The 16,014-nt window shown below is 70.1% G+C and carries 12 protein-coding genes and 1 pseudogene; 6 read left to right on the forward strand and 7 right to left on the reverse strand.

Features of this window, described 5'->3' with window-relative positions:
• Positions 1–141 precede the first annotated feature (141 nt).
• On the reverse strand, positions 142–786 hold the full coding sequence (locus tag STRIP9103_RS16855) for a TetR/AcrR family transcriptional regulator C-terminal domain-containing protein (RefSeq protein WP_258539734.1): 645 nt from the start codon (positions 784–786) through the stop codon (positions 142–144).
• 204 nt (positions 787–990) lie between these two features.
• Here STRIP9103_RS16855 and STRIP9103_RS16860 point away from each other — a divergent pair, with 204 nt between their 5' ends.
• Entirely contained in the window at positions 991–1,908 is a 918-nt protein-coding gene (locus STRIP9103_RS16860; RefSeq protein ID WP_009313304.1) for an amidohydrolase family protein, read from the forward strand.
• A gap of 1 nt (position 1,909) precedes the next feature.
• On the opposite strand, the pseudogene STRIP9103_RS53450 reads toward STRIP9103_RS16860, so the two are convergent.
• Positions 1,910–1,996 (reverse strand): annotated as a pseudogene (locus STRIP9103_RS53450) (hypothetical protein); the annotation flags it as partial.
• A 454-nt stretch (positions 1,997–2,450) separates the two neighbouring features.
• On the opposite strand from STRIP9103_RS53450, the gene STRIP9103_RS16865 reads away from it, so the two are divergent.
• Entirely contained in the window at positions 2,451–3,338 is an 888-nt protein-coding gene (locus tag STRIP9103_RS16865) for a glycosyl hydrolase (protein ID WP_158696884.1), read from the forward strand.
• A 154-nt stretch (positions 3,339–3,492) separates the two neighbouring features.
• Here STRIP9103_RS16865 and STRIP9103_RS50660 read toward each other — a convergent pair whose 3' ends face one another.
• Positions 3,493–3,861, reverse strand: coding sequence for a substrate-binding domain-containing protein (locus STRIP9103_RS50660; RefSeq protein ID WP_009313317.1), 369 nt, complete (start codon positions 3,859–3,861; stop codon positions 3,493–3,495).
• 426 nt (positions 3,862–4,287) lie between these two features.
• Here STRIP9103_RS50660 and STRIP9103_RS16875 point away from each other — a divergent pair, with 426 nt between their 5' ends.
• Positions 4,288–4,524, forward strand: a complete 237-nt coding sequence (locus tag STRIP9103_RS16875) for a hypothetical protein (RefSeq protein ID WP_048820426.1) — start codon at positions 4,288–4,290, stop codon at positions 4,522–4,524.
• Positions 4,525–5,429: 905 nt separating this feature from the next.
• Here the strand turns inward: STRIP9103_RS16875 and STRIP9103_RS16880 are convergent.
• The 4 genes from STRIP9103_RS16880 to STRIP9103_RS16895 all read right to left on the reverse strand — a co-directional run bounded on the left by STRIP9103_RS16880 (position 5,430) and on the right by STRIP9103_RS16895 (position 12,388).
• Positions 5,430–8,921, reverse strand: a complete 3,492-nt coding sequence (locus STRIP9103_RS16880; RefSeq protein WP_048820427.1) for a BTAD domain-containing putative transcriptional regulator — start codon at positions 8,919–8,921, stop codon at positions 5,430–5,432.
• A gap of 197 nt (positions 8,922–9,118) precedes the next feature.
• On the reverse strand, positions 9,119–10,276 hold the full coding sequence (locus tag STRIP9103_RS16885; protein WP_009313312.1) for a PLL family lectin: 1,158 nt from the start codon (positions 10,274–10,276) through the stop codon (positions 9,119–9,121).
• Positions 10,277–10,534: 258 nt separating this feature from the next.
• Complete coding sequence (locus STRIP9103_RS16890) at positions 10,535–11,014, reverse strand: ArsR/SmtB family transcription factor (RefSeq protein ID WP_048820428.1); 480 nt, start codon at positions 11,012–11,014, stop codon at positions 10,535–10,537.
• 216 nt (positions 11,015–11,230) lie between these two features.
• Positions 11,231–12,388, reverse strand: a complete 1,158-nt coding sequence (locus STRIP9103_RS16895) for an FAD-dependent monooxygenase (RefSeq protein ID WP_048820429.1) — start codon at positions 12,386–12,388, stop codon at positions 11,231–11,233.
• A gap of 73 nt (positions 12,389–12,461) precedes the next feature.
• Here STRIP9103_RS16895 and STRIP9103_RS16900 point away from each other — a divergent pair, with 73 nt between their 5' ends.
• The 3 genes from STRIP9103_RS16900 to STRIP9103_RS49935 all read left to right on the forward strand — a co-directional run bounded on the left by STRIP9103_RS16900 (position 12,462) and on the right by STRIP9103_RS49935 (position 15,641).
• Complete coding sequence (locus STRIP9103_RS16900; protein ID WP_009313306.1) at positions 12,462–13,019, forward strand: TetR/AcrR family transcriptional regulator; 558 nt, start codon at positions 12,462–12,464, stop codon at positions 13,017–13,019.
• A gap of 329 nt (positions 13,020–13,348) precedes the next feature.
• Positions 13,349–14,650, forward strand: coding sequence for a UDP-glucose dehydrogenase family protein (locus STRIP9103_RS16905; RefSeq protein WP_009313302.1), 1,302 nt, complete (start codon positions 13,349–13,351; stop codon positions 14,648–14,650).
• A gap of 811 nt (positions 14,651–15,461) precedes the next feature.
• Positions 15,462–15,641, forward strand: coding sequence for a hypothetical protein (locus STRIP9103_RS49935; protein WP_009313313.1), 180 nt, complete (start codon positions 15,462–15,464; stop codon positions 15,639–15,641).
• The last annotated feature ends 373 nt before the right edge of the window (positions 15,642–16,014 follow it).

Genomic DNA, 16,014 nt, shown 5'->3' on the forward strand with positions numbered 1-16,014 from the left:
GCAGAGGGCTGGAGCGGGGAAGGGTCGCGTTCTTCGTTCCGGTTCTTCGTTCTGGTTCTTCGTTCTGAGTGGCGGCGACGACGGCCGAAGACCAGGCGGGTGTTGCCGGGATTCTCAGCCCGTGGGTCCGGTCGCGGATTCTCAGCCCGTGGGTCCGGTCGCGCCCAGGAGCCGCTCGAGGCCGTCCAGCGTCAGGTCCAGAGCGAACTCGAACTCGAACTGGTCGTCGCAGCCCGAGCCGACGACGGAACCCTGGTCGTGAGCGACCGCCATGGCCAGTTCGGTGATGTGAGGGTACTTCGCGGCCATTTCCTCGGCCGGAATCGCGTCCGGATCCGGCTCACGGCCGGAGCTGTCCTCGAACAACTCCTGGGAGAAGCCCAGCAGGCGGCTGCCCATGACGTGCATCGCGTGATGCACCAGGTCGATCGAGAACCCCCCGGCCCGGAAAATCCCGATCATCGAGTCCAGGTACGCCATGACCGCGGGCGTCGGGGTGGCCCGCGCCTTGATCCGCGACTCGATGACCTCGGGCGCCCACGGGTGGCGCAGCAGCATACGGCGGGCCGACAGTACCCGCCTGCGAATGGCGGTCTTCCAGTCGGTGCCGCCGACCGGTGGGTCGATCTCGCCGACGATGACGTCGATCATGCCGTCCAGCAACTCGTTCTTGCCGGCCACGTGCTTGTACAGGGCCATGGGCACGACGCCGAGTGCCTGCGCGATCTTGCGCATGCTGAGCGCGTCGACTCCACCTTCGTCGGCCAAGGCGACGGCGGCGCTCAAAACCCGCTCCTTGCTCAACGGTTCGCGGGGCTTCGCGGCGGAGCCTGCCTGCGTGGTTGTCTCCACAATCCCCTCTCGTATCGCAAGACCCGGAGCCGACCGTCCTTCCCCTTGATGAAGGTACAGCGTCCACCCAGCGCGCTCCCACAGCAGGCATACGCCGTACGCACGCAAACGCAACGGCAGCATGGCAAGTGCCGCCCGGTGTACCGGTCCGCGGCGGCCGAGTACCTGCGCAAGATCGAGGCGTACGCCGACCAGCACCCGGACGCCGAGCGGATCACCGGCGGCGGCTGGTCCCTGGAGGCGTTCCCCGGCGGCTCCCCCACCGCCGCCGCCCTCGACGCGATCGGTCCGGACCGCCCCGTCTTCCTGCCCAACCGCGACCACCACGGCGCCCGGGTCAACAGCCGGGCACTTCAGCGCGCGGGCATCGACTCCCGCACCCCCGACCCCGCCGACGGCCGGATCGAGCGCGACGCCGAGGAAAACCCCACCGGGATGCTCCAGGAGGGTGCCGTCCACCTCGTGGGCCGACTGGTGCCGGACCCCACACCGGAGGAACAACTCGCCGCCCTGCTGCGCTCCCGGGCCGTACCGCACTCGTACGGCGTCACCGCCCGTCAGGACGCCGTCATCGGCACGTACACCGACATGACCGACCCGGCGCCCGCCTACCGGGCCGCCCCCGACGCGCCCGAGGGCACCTCGGCCTTCCTCCCGGAGCAGCGCCTCGATCCGGGTGCCGCCATCGCCGCGTACACGGCGGGCAGCGCCTACGTGAACCACCTCGACGGCTCCACCGGCAGCATCACCGTCGGCAAGTCGGCCGATCCCGTCGTCCTCGACCGTGACCCGTTCGCGGGCCCTCCGGAGGAGATCGCCGCCACTCGCGTCATGGAGACCTTCGTCGAGGGGCAACGCGTCACGCGGCTCCCGACGCCTGAGCCTCGGTCCACCAGGCAGGCGCGTGACCCGCGTGGTCGACGGCGAGGGAGACCGGCGAGTCCGGCAGAGCCTGCCGGACGCAGACGAGGTGGATCTTCGATCCGCATTTGCCGCGACCGGTGGCGCGCAGGGCCTCGGGATGCACGCCGAGGTCGTCGGCCACGCGGCGGATGACGGGCCCGGGCTCGGTGGCGCGGGACATCCGTACCGCACGCTCGCGCGATTCCGGCGGGTACTTTGACGGCGATGTGACATGCGCCATCCCGCGTCCGGCTCCAACGATGCCGGATAGCAGTCGGTTCCCTCTGGGCACATCTGAGCAATCCACCAACAACGGACATCTCTTTTACGCCGAGAAAACGGCGCTCGGATTTCCGGGCATTTTCGCTCTCATCTCGGGCAGCATCCGTTTTCTGACGATGCCACAGAAGCAACGGCGCACCTGCCCGACACCGGGGACAGCATGCCGGCGACGCCCTGGCAAGACCCCCTTTTTTCTACGAATTCCCGTAGTAACGATCTCTCATTGCCTGCATGCCCGGACCTTCTGAGAATGACCGGGCCACGGGGGTCCGGGGGGCTCTTGCAGCCGCGGCGCCGAATTCCTGGCCCTGCACCGGCCGGTCAAGAAGAATGAGAATGACCGGTCAAGAAGGATGAGAATGAAACGAAAGCTGGCGACGATACTGGCCATGGCGGCAGTTATCCTCACGTCCATGACCATGTCGTCAGAGGGAGCCACCACGTCCTCCCGTCTGGGTGTATACGTCGGCCCGGGGAAAACGGCGGTGGTGAACAACTTCCAGACGTGGCTCGGCCAGTCACAGGCGGACGCGACCGACTACCTGGATCCGTCCGAGAACACCCTGTGGAATCAGTACGCGACCAAGTACTGGGGCGACTGGAAGAAAGCCGGGGCCGACCGGCAGTTCGTGCTCGGTCTGCCGTTGCTGCCCAAGGGCGGAACCTTCACGGCAGGCCTCAGCGGCACGTACGACAGCCAGTTCCGAGACCTCGCCGACCTGATGATCAAGAACGGCCTGGGCAACTCCGTCATTCGCCTCGGATACGAGGGAAACAACAGGACCATCGGACCATGGCAGGGAACTGACGACCCGGCAGCCTATCGGGCGATGTTCCGTCGGGTGGTCACTTTGATGCGTGCTCGTACCGGAGCGGCTTTCCAGTTCGACTACAACATGGCCGTGGGCCCCGCGGGCAAGGTCACGTCATTCGAGACGCTGTACCCCGGCGACAGCTACGTCGACATCGTGGGTCTGAACATCTACGACGTGTGGTGGCAGCACCCGGACGCCACACCCGCTCAGCGATGGAACCACACGCTCACCACCGCTATGGGCGTGAACGAGTTCAAGACGTTCGCCGCCGCGCACAACAAGCCGAAGTCGTATCCGGAATGGGGTCTGTACCGGAAGGGCGACATCTATGCGGGGGGAGGCGACTCGCCCTACTTCATCGACCGGATGGCCGAGCTGGTCCAGGACTCGAAGTACCAGGCGTACTTCAACCTCGACTGGGGCGGCGGGACGCTTGACGAATTCCCGAACGGCAAGACGCAGTACAAGCTCCGTTTCGGCGGCTGAGAGCTGTGTGAGCTGTGTGAGCTGTGTGAGCTGTGTGAGCTGTGTGAGCTGTGTGAGCTGTTGGAACGGGCCCGGACGAGACATGTCGTCCGGGCCCGTCGGGCAAGGGCGTCTGCCCCGTGTCATGGCAGGTGCCGCCCTGCCGCCCTGCCGCTCAGGAGCGGAGCGGCGCGGTGCTGCCCCGGATGACGAGCTGGGTGGGGACGACGACGTCGTGGTCGGTCTCTTCGCCGCGCGGGATGCTCAGGAGCATGCGTCCGGCGGGTTCGCCTTCTTCCCTGACCGGCCGGCGGACCGTGGTGAGGTCGGTCGGTTCGGCGACGGGGTGGTCGTCGATGCCGATGACGGAGATGTCCTCGGGGATGCGCAGGCCGGCGCGGCGCAGGGTGCGGATGGCGCCGAGGGCGACCTCGTCGGAGCGGGCATGGACGGCGGTGGGGGCTCGGGCCGGCTGAGCTGGGCAGGGACGGTCTGCTGCCCCCGGACTCCACGATCTGGCTGCAGCGGCACCGACACAAGCCACCGCGGTGGGCCCCTCCCCGCCGCTGCCGCGGGATAGCGGGATACCGGTCCCGCTCACGCGAAGCGCGGGGGCGGGACCGGCACACCACTTCCCACCTGCCTTCGAGGGACACCAGCTGTCGCCGAGCCGCACGCCAGGCAGACCCCGAGGGCGCGGCGTTCAGCGCGCCCGGTGGCGCTGGTCAAGGGTCGGGGTGTTGCCCGTCAGACCTCTGCCGCCGGGCCACGGAAATCTTCCCCCGGCAGCAGGCGTCGCCCCGTGTGCCGCAGCGGGCGGCGACGGCGTCCCGGCCGTCAGCACCCCGTGCTCAGGAGGCGGGCGGGACCAGGCGCCGGCCGGACCGCGTCTCCCGGCCGGGCAGCTCCATGCTGCGGGCGCCTGCGTCGACGCGCAGACTGACTGCAAGGGATGGACCTTGGAGGCGCCATGAGGGTGAAAAAGGAGATCGAGTGCACAGTCAGGCTGGGTCTGCATGACACCAGTGATGATGACGTGGCGAACCTCGTGCGCGACGCCCGGCGGAGGAAGCATGAGGTCGTGGTGCTCTGGGAGCCAGGGAACGACTGCGCCCTGACTGTGGACTTCGACGATGACCTGGAAGGTGCCCTGGCGCTCGTCGAGGCGGTAAAAGGGCTTGAGGCAAGTTCCGGCAACCACGACTGAGCCCTGTGATCGTCTGTCTCTCGGGCCGGCAGCGGGCCGGCTGACGATCTTCAGAGGCGACGAGACCTCCTCGTCGGGGAGGAGGTCGATACGGCGCCGCAGGTGGAAACGGTCCTCCTCGCGTAACGCCTGGTGGGGCGGGTGGGACTCGAACCCGCGGCCGACGGATCATGAGTCCTTCGAGGATCTTGGCGGGCCTTGCCGATCCGTGCCCGTCCTTGTGGCCCCTGTCTGGCCTCTGTCTGGCCCCTGAGCGTCTTTGAGGGGCGCGGGGTTGATACCGCGCGCAGCGGATTCCCCTTCCCGCGCGCACAAACTTCGGCTGTCGGGCCGGCTCCCTGCGGGCTGGGGGCGCGCCGCTGGGCTCGGTGCGACCCTTCCGGACGTCGCCTCCTCCACCGAGGCGGAGGAGGCGTTCCTGCGCCGGGTGGTGCTCACCGGTGTGGCGGGGGTCGTCCCCGCCGGGTCGGCCGGGCTCTGCGAGAACTTGCTCAGGGTCGAGGTGAAGGAACCTGGTGAAGGAACCTGGTGAAGGACGAGAACCCGGCACTGGTGGGTCGTCTGTTCGCTGATGCGCTTCGCAGAGGACATCGATCGGGCGGCGCGGGCCTGCTACGAGGCCGCACAGGCCTGGGCGCAGGGCTTCGGCGAGGTGGGGCGGCACGGCCCCGGTGCACACGCTGGTCACCCCGGGCACACCCCATCACGGCACGCTGACCGTCATGGTTCCGGTGTGGCACCGGGTGATCCGGCAGCTCAGGCCGGGCAGCGTCCGCTTGGGGCTCTGTCCCGGGCCCAGGTGCCGGAGCGGGGCCTCAACGGTCGTTTCCGCGGGCCGCCTGCCTGTCGCACGACCTCGTCACCGGGCGGAACGGTCGGCCGGTGTGCGGTGGCGACCCCACGCATCACTCTTGCCCGGCGAGCCGGTGCCGCAGCGCCGTGGCCCCTGGAGCGCCGAGGGCGTCGAGGATCTCCAGGGCCTCCGTCCAGTACGGCACCGGGTCGGCACCCGCGGTCGCGGCGGCGGCCCGGCCGAGGATGTCCAGGGCCTCGGCCTGCCCCTTGCGGTAGCCGCTCTCGCGGTGTGCGTCGAGGGCCTGGCGGCCGTACTCGACGGCGACGGCCGGCTCCCCGTGCTCCAGCGCGCAGCGGGCGAGCACGGTCAGCGCCTCGTTCTCCACCAGGCGGTATTCCGAGCGCCGGGCCAGCTCCAGTGCGGCGGTGGCCCGCCGGCGATCGGTGGGGACCGGGACGGAGGCCAGCCCGAGGAGGGAGCGTGCCTCGATGTCGCGGGCACCGCGCTCACGGGCCGGCGCCAGCGCCTCCTCGAAGGCCGTGGCCGCGTCGTCCCGGCGGCCGACAGCCAACAGGACACCGCCGAGAGCGAGCTGAGCGGTGGCGCGGCTGTGGTCGTCGCCGTCCTCGTCGCTGAGGGCGGCAGCCGTCCGGGCCGCTTCCAGGGCACCCGCGAGATCCCCGGTGTCGCACCGGATGCGGGCGGCCAGCCGCAGGACGAACGCCTCGGTGTCCTGGTCACCCACCTCCCGGGCCAGCGGCAGAAGGATGTCCAGGTGGTGCCTGGCCCGCTCCGGCTCGCCGAGCAGGTGGTGCACCTCCGCCAGATCGGCCCTGTTGAGCAGCTGATTCATGCGCGAGCCCAGCGAGGGGAGGAGTCCCTTCGCCCGGCGGTGGCAGTCCAGCGCCTCGCGCAGCCGGCCCAGGTCACGCAGAGTGTGGGCGAGGTTGCCGAGCACCACGGGGTGTCCTTGCGGCAGACCGTTGCGCCGGTCGATGTCCATGGCCTGGTCGAGGTGTTCGGCGGCGAGCCTCAGCCGGCCGATCTGCTGCGCGACCGTGCTGATGTTGTTGTGGGCGGTGGCCGCACCGTCCGGCCAGTCGGCGGCCTCGGCGAGTGCCAGCAACCGTTCGTAGTAAGCGATCGCGGAGTCCATGTGACCCTGCTGGGCATGGGCGTCGCCCAGCAGGTTGTGTATGGCGGCCTCGGCGAGCGGCTGCCCGGCTCGACGGGCGGCTGCCAGGGCTGCCTCGCCGACCGCCGTCCAGTCGACGGCGTGCTTCCGCGTCCACGAACAGCCGCGCAGCCCGTCGGCGAGCTGCCAGGCGGCCGGGTGGTCCTCGGCGGCGGCCCGGTGGACGGTCGCGGCGAGGCCCGGCAGTTCGACGTCCAGCCACCGCGCGGCGGCCGAGGCGTCGGCGAGGTCCGGCAGCGGAACCTGGGACGTGGCGGCGCCGTCGGGCTCGTCCTCCGCGCCGGGCATCCGCTGTGTGCCGGGGTAGAGCAGCCGCGCGCAGCGGTTCACGGCGGCCAGCAGCCATGTGTACAGCCGGGCGGATGCCGACTCCCGTGCGGTACGGGTCTCCTCCAGCCGCAGCCGCTCGTCCGCGTACAGCATCAGCAGGTCGTGGTAGCGGTAGCGTCCGCGCCGGTGTTCGCGGAGCAGGTGGGCGGCGCTGAGCTGGTCCAGCAAGCGGGTCGCCTCGCGCGGGGTGGTACCGGTGAGGACGGCGGCGGCCTCGACACCGATCTCGGGTCCGGGCACCAGGGCCAGCAGCCGGAACATCCGGCGGACCGGGGCGGCCAGGGCGTGGTAGGAGAGGCTGAAGGCGGTCCGTACGGCGGACCCGTCGTCGCCGTCCACGGACAGGAGGCCCAGCCGGTCCCCCTCGCACAGCTCGTCGGCCTGGTCCTTGAGGGCGCGCCGGGGCGCGTGGTCCAGGTTGGCGGCGGAGATCCGCAGGGCCAGCGGGAGATGGCCGCAGGCGTCCGCGAGCTCGGCGGCGGCTTCCGGCTCCGCGTCGACCCGGGCTCTGCCGAGCGTACGGACCAGCAGCAGCCGGGACTCCTCGGCCCCGAAGACGTCCACGGCGAGGCGGCGGGCGCCGTCGTGGACGGCCAGCCCCGCCAGCCGGTGGCGACTGGTGACCAGGACCATGCAGTCGGGGCCGCCGGGCAGCAGCGGCCGGACCTGCTCCGCGTCGACCGCGTTGTCCAGGACGACCAGCATCCGCCGCCCGGCGGTCAGGGTCCGGTACAGGTCGGCGGCGGCCTCGGGTGTGCCGGGTATCCGCTCGCTCGCCACGCCCAGCGCCAGCAGGAACCGGACCAGTGCCTCGACGGAGCGCAGCGGCGCCGCCCTCGGCGAATGCCCCCGCAGGTCCATGAAGAGCTGCCCGTCCGGGAAGTGGTCACGGGCCCGGTGCGCCCAGTGCACGGCCAGGGCCGTCTTGCCGACCCCGGCGGCGCCGGTGAGCGCGCAGATCCCGCTGCCCTGTTCGAAGAGCAGGGCGTCCAGACGGGCGAGCTGCTCGTCGCGGCCGGTGAAGAAGGGGATGTCGTACGGCAGCAGGGCGGGCGGCACGGGGGACGTCGCCGGGGCCGAGGCGGCGGCCGGTGAGCGCGGCAGGTCCATCCGCAGGACGCGCAGATGGGCGTCGGTCGCCTCCGGCCCGGGGGTGACTCCCAGCTGGTCGTCCAAGCGGGTCCGCAACTCCCCGAACAGCCCCAGGGCGGCGGCCTGCTGGCCCGAGGCGGCGAGCGCCAGCATCATCCGGGCGTGCACGCCTTCGTGCAGCGGGTCCAGGGCGGCGGCCTGCTGGAGTTCGGGGAGGGCGTCCGCCGGTCTGCCCAGCTCCAGGGCCCTGTCCGCGTACGACTGCACGAGCGACATCCGCAGCCGGGTGAGCGCCACCGCCGACGGATGCTCGCGCACCTGGTGCGGCGCGTCCCGCAGGACGGCGCCCCGCCACAGCCGCAGCGCCGCCGCGTAACTCCGGAACGCCTCGTCCGGGCCCTCGGCGGAGGCCCGTGCCGCCAGCTCGGTGAACTCCACGGCGTCCGACTGGCCTTCGGCGAGGTGCAGCAGATAGCCGGTGCGGGTGCGGCGCAGCACCGCGTCCGATGTCTGCCCCGCCCTGTTCACCGGGGCGAGCAGGCGGCGTAGCCGGGCAACGTACGTATGGACCAGGTTCAGGCAAGTGGCGGGCGGACTACCGTCCCACAGGACGTCGACGATCTCGTCCCGGCCGACGGACAGTCCCGGCTGAAGGGCCAGCAGGCCGAGCAGACCTCGCTGCTTGGCCGCCCCGACGTCCATGGTCTCCCCCGCCACCCGCAGCGTCAGCGGGCCGAGCACCGCGACCCGGAGAACGTCCCCGCCTCGCGGCGCCTCGCCGGGGTCCGTCGCGGCTTCCAGCCCCAGTGCCGCGATCAGCCGCAGCACCGACCGGCTGCGCGGTGACGCTGCCCGCCCGCGTTCGATCTCGCGGATGCCGCGGGTGCTGACCCCGGCCGTTTCTGCGAGCTGGGCCTGGCTCAGGCCCAGCTGCACGCGGCGGTCACGAAGCCAGATCCCCAGCTGCTCAGGCGAACGCCCCAATGTCCCGTGTCCCCCTCCGGTACCACCGGGGGGCCGGGCAACGCTGGTCAAGCGTCCAAGCAGCCCCACCGGCAGGTTTTTTGACGGCTTATCACAAGGTGGGGACGGCTGCCAGGGTCCGGAACGGTTTCCGCGTTCCGGGCCCTCGCGGCGATGGGGCGTGTCAGTGGGTCAACGGGCCGGCGGGGTTCGGCGGGTCACTCGCTGATCTCCTTCCAGGCCCAGAGGTTCCGGTTGTAGGAGTACGTGGCGACCCAGAGGTCCTTCTCCGCGTCCACGGCGAAGGTGTGCAGGTCGCCCTCCACCGTGCGGGAGCCCAATTCCTTGTTCAGGGAGGGGAAGCCCGCTGGTACCGCCGCCTTGCTCCAGATGTTGGTGGGGCCCTGTCCGGTCATGGTCGACCACAGCCGGCCGTCGTTGCCGAGTGCGGTGATCTGTTCGACGCTGCCGAACTGGGCCACGCCTCCGCCGTTCCCGGTCAGCGGAACGGCCGGCGGCGCTCCCAGGTCGTCCCACCGCCCGGTCTGGCGGGGGTCGTCCCAGGAGACCCGCCAGGCGTGGCCGTCACCGGCCCGCACGAAGGCGTGCAGCAGGCCGCCGTTGCCCCAGGTGACGCCGAGGGAGGAGAAGGACCGCCCCTCCGGATGCGTGCCCCAGGAGAACCAGGTCCAGCGTCCGTTCCTGGTCTTGTGGACGGACCAGAGTTCGTTCCGGTTGCTGATGGCGAAGGCGTACGCCCCGCCGTTGAACTTGCCCATACCGGCGACCGTCCTGAGCTGCCCGGCGTCGGCGGGAACCGTGCCCAGGCTCTCCGTGCCCCACCTCGTGCCGTCGTAGCGGTACTGCCACAGCTGCCGGGCATCATCCAGTACCACCACGACGGGCATTCCGTACTCGGTCGTATCGGCACCGACGGCGTCCACGATCCTGCCCGCGCCGTCCGGCCGCGGGAACTTGGCCCAGCTCGTGGCGTCACCGTCGTGGGAGAACTCCCACAGATTGCCGTCCGCGCCGATGGCGTACGCCCGGACACCGTGGTTGACGCCGACCGCGCCGGCGCCCTCGACGATCGTGGTGCTGCTGGAGTCCCGGGAGGGGTAACCCCGGTCGGCCTTGCTCCAGTCGGAACCGCTCTGCTCGAACTCCCACATCCTGCCCTGGGAGTCGACGGCGAACTCGTCCGCCCAGAAGTTGATGCCGTCGGTGACCATGGCGGCGCCGACCTGCTCCACGATCTGCGGCCCCGTATCGGCACTCGCGGCCGTCGAGGGCACCACGAGACACGCGGTGAGCACCGCCAGCGTCGCGGGGACGAGGGCCGGGTGCCGCCGTCCGGTTCTGGTTCTGATGGCCATGTCTTCTCCTCCAGGCGTGGGGCGCAGCGTGTGCTGTGCCGTGGTTCCCACGCTAGGAAGTCGGCAGGTCAGTACCACTGGACCGGAACTGTACCCACCGCACCCACTCCGACCTGCGCAAACTCCCCACAGCGGCAAGGACGACACCCGAACCGGCAGAACGGCGGCAACCTTTCCGACACGCGGAGGCTCCACCGCGCCGGCTTTCCCGGCCGTGCCGCCTTCGCCCTCCCCCGCACCACGCCCGACGACCTCGCCTCAGCCGTGCGCCGAGCGGTTCCCTGCCGGCCGGGATCCCTCCGCTGTACGGCGGTAGAGCACGGACCGGCCGGACCGGGCGCGGGCGACGAGACCGGCCCGGTGCAGCACGCCCAGGTGGTACGACACCGTGGCGGGGCTGAGGAAGCGACGTGCCGCCAGCTGCGCGGTGGAGGCCGGTCGCGCAAGCGCGGCGAGCAGCCCGGCGCGGGTGGGGCCGAGCAGCCTGGCCATCTCGGCGGAGGGGGCCGCCGGAGCGATGGACTTGGCGATGGCCGTATCACGCACGGGATAGGCCGGCATGGGCGGCCTCCGTCCGCCCCGCGTCGGATCCACGGCCACGCCCGGCCCCGCAGCCACCAGTGACGGCATCACGACCACCAGGGGCACGGGCAGGGCGACCGTGAACCGATTGTCGACGGTGTCCCGCCGGGTGGTGTGGCAGCGATCTCTGCGTAGCCCCTGGTCAGGGGCGGCCATCGCGCAACTCTCCGAGTGGCGAGGCTCGTTGAAGCGAGAGGTGACGCGATGGCCTTGCCCCGGCATGACTTACTGATCGTTTCAGAAGGAGGCTCGCAGGCGGCGCAGGCAGATGAGGCACGCACCCGGACGCCCTGCCCATCGTGACCGCCAACGGCACGACCCTCAGCTCGACATCGTCCCTGTGGGTTTTTGGTGGTGAGTCGGCGAATCGGATCAGTTCAGCCGTGGTGGGACCCAGGCGTGGTGCCGAAGGATCATGCGGACGGCGGCGCGGGAGGGTGTCAGTCGCATGGCCGTGTTGCGCAGGGCGATGGCCAGTGGGTGGGAGAGTCGCTGGCCCATCCGCCCGGCCTGCCGGGCGGCCCGCGCGACCGCCTGGCTGCGCGGTCGGCGTTCGGTGTCGTAGCGGGTGAGTGCGGCTTCGACGGTGGGTCCGGTGGCGAGGGCGGCGGCCAGGACAACCGCGTCCTCCAGTGTTTGGCAGGCTCCCTGTCCGAGGTTGGGGATCATCGTGTGTGCCGCGTCGCCGAGCAGCGCGATCCGGCCGACCGTGTACGAGGTGAGCGGCGTGCGGAGTTCGTTGACGTCGTGGTGCAGCACGGCGCCGGCCCGGGTTGCGTTGAGCAGGGCGGGGATCGGGTCGTGCCAGTTGTGGAATCGTCGGCGCAGTTCGGCCAGTGGGTCGGCGAACCGCGTCCCGGCGGGGAGGTTGAGGACGGCGTGCCACTCGGCCCGCCCGTCTTCGAACGCGATGTGTCCGAATTCGGCGCCTTGACCCCAGGTCAGCTCGAAGTCGGTGCGCAGTTCGACCGTTTGCTCGGTGATGGCGCGCAGCACCGTCGAGCCGCTGTAGACGGGGCCGGGGTGGGCTGGGAAGAGATGGCTGCGCACCTTGCTGCCGATGCCGTCGGCCGCCACCACCAGTTCGGCGTCCAGGATCGTGTCGCCGCAGCCGACTCGAACCGTCCCGGGGCCGATGTGCTGGACCGAGTCGGCCTCGGAGCCGATCAGCAGTGCCTCGGCGGGCAGGGACTCGCGAAGCAGCCGGTGCAAGGTGGCGCGGGGGATGCCCATGATCGGCGTGCCGACCGCCTTCTCCAGCACCGCGCCGTCCATCCGGGCCAGCCAACCACCCTCTGGTGTGCGGGTGCCGCCGCTGTACTGGCCTCGCGAGGCCGCCCGCACCGCCTCGCCGACGCCGAGTTCGTCCAGTGCCCGAAGGCCGTTGGCAGCCAGCGAGATGCCTGCCCCCGCGTCGTCGAGCACGGACGCGCGCTCGACCACCGTCACCTGCCAGCCGATGCGGCGCAGACCGATCGCGGCGGCCAGCCCGCCGATGCCCCCTCCGACGACCACTGCTGTGTTGCCCATGCCGAACCCCCAGCGCCTTCTACATCTGTAGAAGGCGACCTTACCTGGATCTCTACAGGTGTAGAAAGGAGCCATGGTTTCGGATCGGCGCACTCTCCTCGCGGACGCGGCACTGGATGTACTTGCCGACGAAGGGATCCGCGGCCTGACCCACCGGGCAGTCGACCGTAAAGCGGCCCTGCCGCCCGGCACCACGTCGGCGTACTTCCGCACCCGGGCCGCGCTGCTCACCGGACTCGTCACTCGCCTGGTCCAACTCGACCAGGAGGAACTGCAAACGATGGCCGAGCGACTCCCACCCATCCGCACCGCCGAGGAGCTGGTGGACGGCATGGTGTTGCTCACCCGACAGCGACTCACCGGAGAGGGCCGCCGCCGCTCGCTCGCCCGGTACGCCTGCGCCGTCGAGAGTGTGCGCGACCCTGAGCTGCGCGAGATCCTCGTCCCCCGCGGGAACGCCGGCCGCGAAGCCGTCCGACTGTTCCTCGCCGGCCAGGGCGTGACGGACGTTGAGAACCGCACGCACACCCTGCTGACCTGCGTCGACGGACTGGTCTTCGACCGGCTGGTGAGCGGCGGCGAAGTGCCGCGCGAGGCCCTCGAAGGCATTGCCGCCGCCGCCCTGCGTTAAGGACCCAGCCGCCCACGGTTCCGGCCCGAGCAGCATGCCGTCGGTCAGAAAGCACGCCTCCTCCTCGTTCGAACGCTCGGCATCCGCTTTCGCGCGGCGCGTCGACCTCACCCGGGTTGCGTTCCAACTGGCCGGCGACCCCTTCGCCGCCCACGCCCTCATTCTGAAACAGTCAGTTACTTCGCCTGCAACCGTCGTGCCACGCGTGGGTGTGTGACAGTGGGCGGTTGGGCCTGCCGGTGCCCATGTCGGTGTCTCGCTAATGTGGGCTCGTCCCCCTTGCCCTCCTGCTTGCGTGTCGGCAGCTCGTTCGAGAATGGACCAACACGATGAAACGCAACGTCGCAGTCTTCGGTGCCGGGTACATCGGCCTGGTGACAGGGGCGTGCTTCGCCGAACTCGGTCACACGGTGACGGTGCGGGACATCGTCCCGGAGCGGATCGACCAGCTGAATGCGGGTGAAGTTCCCATTTACGAGCCGGGGTTGGGCGAGATGATCGCTCGTAACCGGGGACGTTTGGCCTTCACGTTGGACGCGGACGAGGCGGTGAAGGACGCCGAAATCGTGTACGTGTGCGTCGATACGCCTCCGACCGCTTCCGGCGACGCCGACTTGTCCCGGGTCTTCGCCGTGATCGACGCACTGAAGAGGGCGTCCCACCTGACCGCGGTGGTGGTGAAGTCGACCGTTCCGGTGGGTACCGGAGAGCGGATTCGGGCCGCACTGGACGATGCCGGGCTCGCTCATGTCGGGTATGCCGCCAACCCGGAGTTCACCGCCGAGGGCAAGGCCGTGGGCGACTTCATGCACCCCGATCGGGTGGTGGTCGGGGTCTGGGACGACGCCACCGGCAAGTTGATCGCCGATCTGCACGACGGTGTGGACGGGCCGGTCATCGTGATGGACGTGCCGTCGGCGGAACTGACCAAGCTGGGCGCGAACGCGGCACTGGCCACGAAGATCACGCTGACCAACGAGCTGGCCACAGTGTGCGAAGCGACCGGCGCGGACATCGAGCAGGTCGCGAAGGCGATCGGCATGGACCCGCGAATCGGGTCTCACTTCATGCGGGCCGGTCTCGGGTATGGCGGTTCCTGCTTCCCGAAGGATTCCCGAGCCCTGCGCGCGCTGGCGAACAACGCGGGCACTCCCTTCCAGATGCTGACCGCCGTGATCGAGGTGAACGATCTCCAGCCGCGCCGCCACATCCAGCGGCTGAAGGCCGAGTTGGGCGGGTTGCGTGGCCGTACGGTCGCCTTGCTGGGCATGACGTTCAAGGCGGGCACCGACGATATGCGGGAGGCGCCCAGCGCCATCATCGCCGCGCGGCTGCAAGCCGAAGGAGCAACCGTGCGCTGTTGGGACCCGATGGCGCAACCCGATCCCGTCGAGCCGTGGAAGTCCACGACCCGGCACAAGACTCCGTTGGAGGCCGTCGACGGAGCGGACGCGGCGGTCATCGTCACCGAATGGCCCGAGCTCACCGAGGTGCCCTGGGATCAGGCTCGAACGGCGATGCGGCGTCCGTTGATCCTCGACGGACGCAACCTCCTCGATCCGCAGACCATGGCGAGCACTGGCTTCACGTACATGAGCGTGGGTCGGCCTACGGTGACGGGCGCGGGCTGACAACGATTCTCCGCGATGGTGGCCCCCCGAGGGCGAACCTTCGGGGGCCACCGCCGCTCGGCACCATTGGTCGACAGCCGGATGAGCCCCCTCAAGGCGTGCACGGTCGGGCAGCGACTTCGCCGTAGGCGGTGTCCCACTCCTCAAGCAGAGTTCTGCTCACGTAGTTGCGAACGTTGCCGTAGCCGTCCGGGGAGCCCTGTTCTCTGCTCTCTCCCCCCGCAACTTCCAGGCATTGGTGCAGTCTTCCTGCCAGCGCTGGTCGAGGTAGAGCTTGTAGGTGTCGAGCTTGGTCGCGCGGCTGGTCCGACCAGCACCCGCATCCCGGGCATGCCGCCCGGCCGGCGGTCGTCCGGGCTTCGACCCGGACGACCGTGTCGGACACCTCGACGGATTCCACGGATACGTCCTCTACCGGGAAGAACAGCAACTCATCCAGCTGCGGCCGTACCGCGTTCACGGCGTAGCACTGTGGCCCCACCGGATTCCGGCCGGGCGTTTTTCGGGCGACCTCAACCCGCATTACCCGGAGAGCAACAGTCACGCTGTGTACGCGAACACAAGAAGTGGACCAGAGCCTGACGTGCGACACCGTTTGTCACCGAGTTTGGGCAGCACTTGATGATCGCAGGGACGGAAAATATCGATGCGAACTGACACCGGCCAGGTGGTCACGTCCTCGGTGCCGTCGTGGTGGCTGGCATAGGAGAGTCCTTTGAGGATCTTGGCGGGCCTTGCCGATCAGCGTCCCGACACCGCTCCCGGAGGGCCAGGGACACCAGGCTGTCCGGGAGATTTCGCCAGGTCGGAGGTGGGTTTCGAACCCGCTCGCAGCGGACTTGTTTTCCACTGCCCGGACGCGGCGACGAACGCGGTGATCTGCTGGCACACCGAGTACATGAACCCGGCCGTCGACCGGCTACGCGAAGTCGGCCGCGAGGTGGACGCCCAGGTCTTGGCACGCATCTTCCAGCTCGCAGCTCGGCCGTGAACCACTACGGCTCCATCGCCGTCGACGACGAAGTCACCGACGCCCCCGCAGCCGGACTGCAAGGGCCGGCCATCGCCGTACCCGGTCCCGGGGTAGCCGCGTTCGTAGCGAGAGTTCCCTTTCACGGTCGGCATCTCGGGGATCGTGGTGACTGCTCCCGGACCGGCTTGGTGGATCTGTGCTGGATGGCCACGGATACGAGTGGACGGTACGGCCGGTGCCCGAGGCGCAACTGCGCGGCCTCGGAAAACCAGCTGTCGTCAGATGACAGCCAGGTGCGCAGGAAGCCCCCGAGAGGTGATCGAGTGAACGAGAAGCCGAAAGCTCGGCGCCCGGTCCGAACGCGGACGCCCGCGACGGACGCGCGAGCGGT

The organism is Streptomyces ipomoeae 91-03, from assembly GCF_000317595.1.
GTDB lineage: Bacteria > Actinomycetota > Actinomycetes > Streptomycetales > Streptomycetaceae > Streptomyces > Streptomyces ipomoeae.

Excerpts from the sequence above, each read along its gene's own strand:
- STRIP9103_RS16875 (WP_048820426.1), top strand. The coding sequence starts at position 4,288 with ATGAGGGTGAAAAAGGAGATCGAGTGCACAGTCAGGCTGGGTCTGCAT.
- STRIP9103_RS16900 (WP_009313306.1), top strand. The coding sequence starts at position 12,462 with ATGGTTTCGGATCGGCGCACTCTCCTCGCGGACGCGGCACTGGATGTA.
- STRIP9103_RS16895 (WP_048820429.1), bottom strand. The coding sequence starts at position 12,388 with ATGGGCAACACAGCAGTGGTCGTCGGAGGGGGCATCGGCGGGCTGGCC.
- STRIP9103_RS16885 (WP_009313312.1), bottom strand. The coding sequence starts at position 10,276 with ATGGCCATCAGAACCAGAACCGGACGGCGGCACCCGGCCCTCGTCCCC.
- STRIP9103_RS16890 (WP_048820428.1), bottom strand. The coding sequence starts at position 11,014 with ATGGCCGCCCCTGACCAGGGGCTACGCAGAGATCGCTGCCACACCACC.
- STRIP9103_RS16865 (WP_158696884.1), top strand. The coding sequence starts at position 2,451 with ATGACCATGTCGTCAGAGGGAGCCACCACGTCCTCCCGTCTGGGTGTA.
- STRIP9103_RS16905 (WP_009313302.1), top strand. The coding sequence starts at position 13,349 with ATGAAACGCAACGTCGCAGTCTTCGGTGCCGGGTACATCGGCCTGGTG.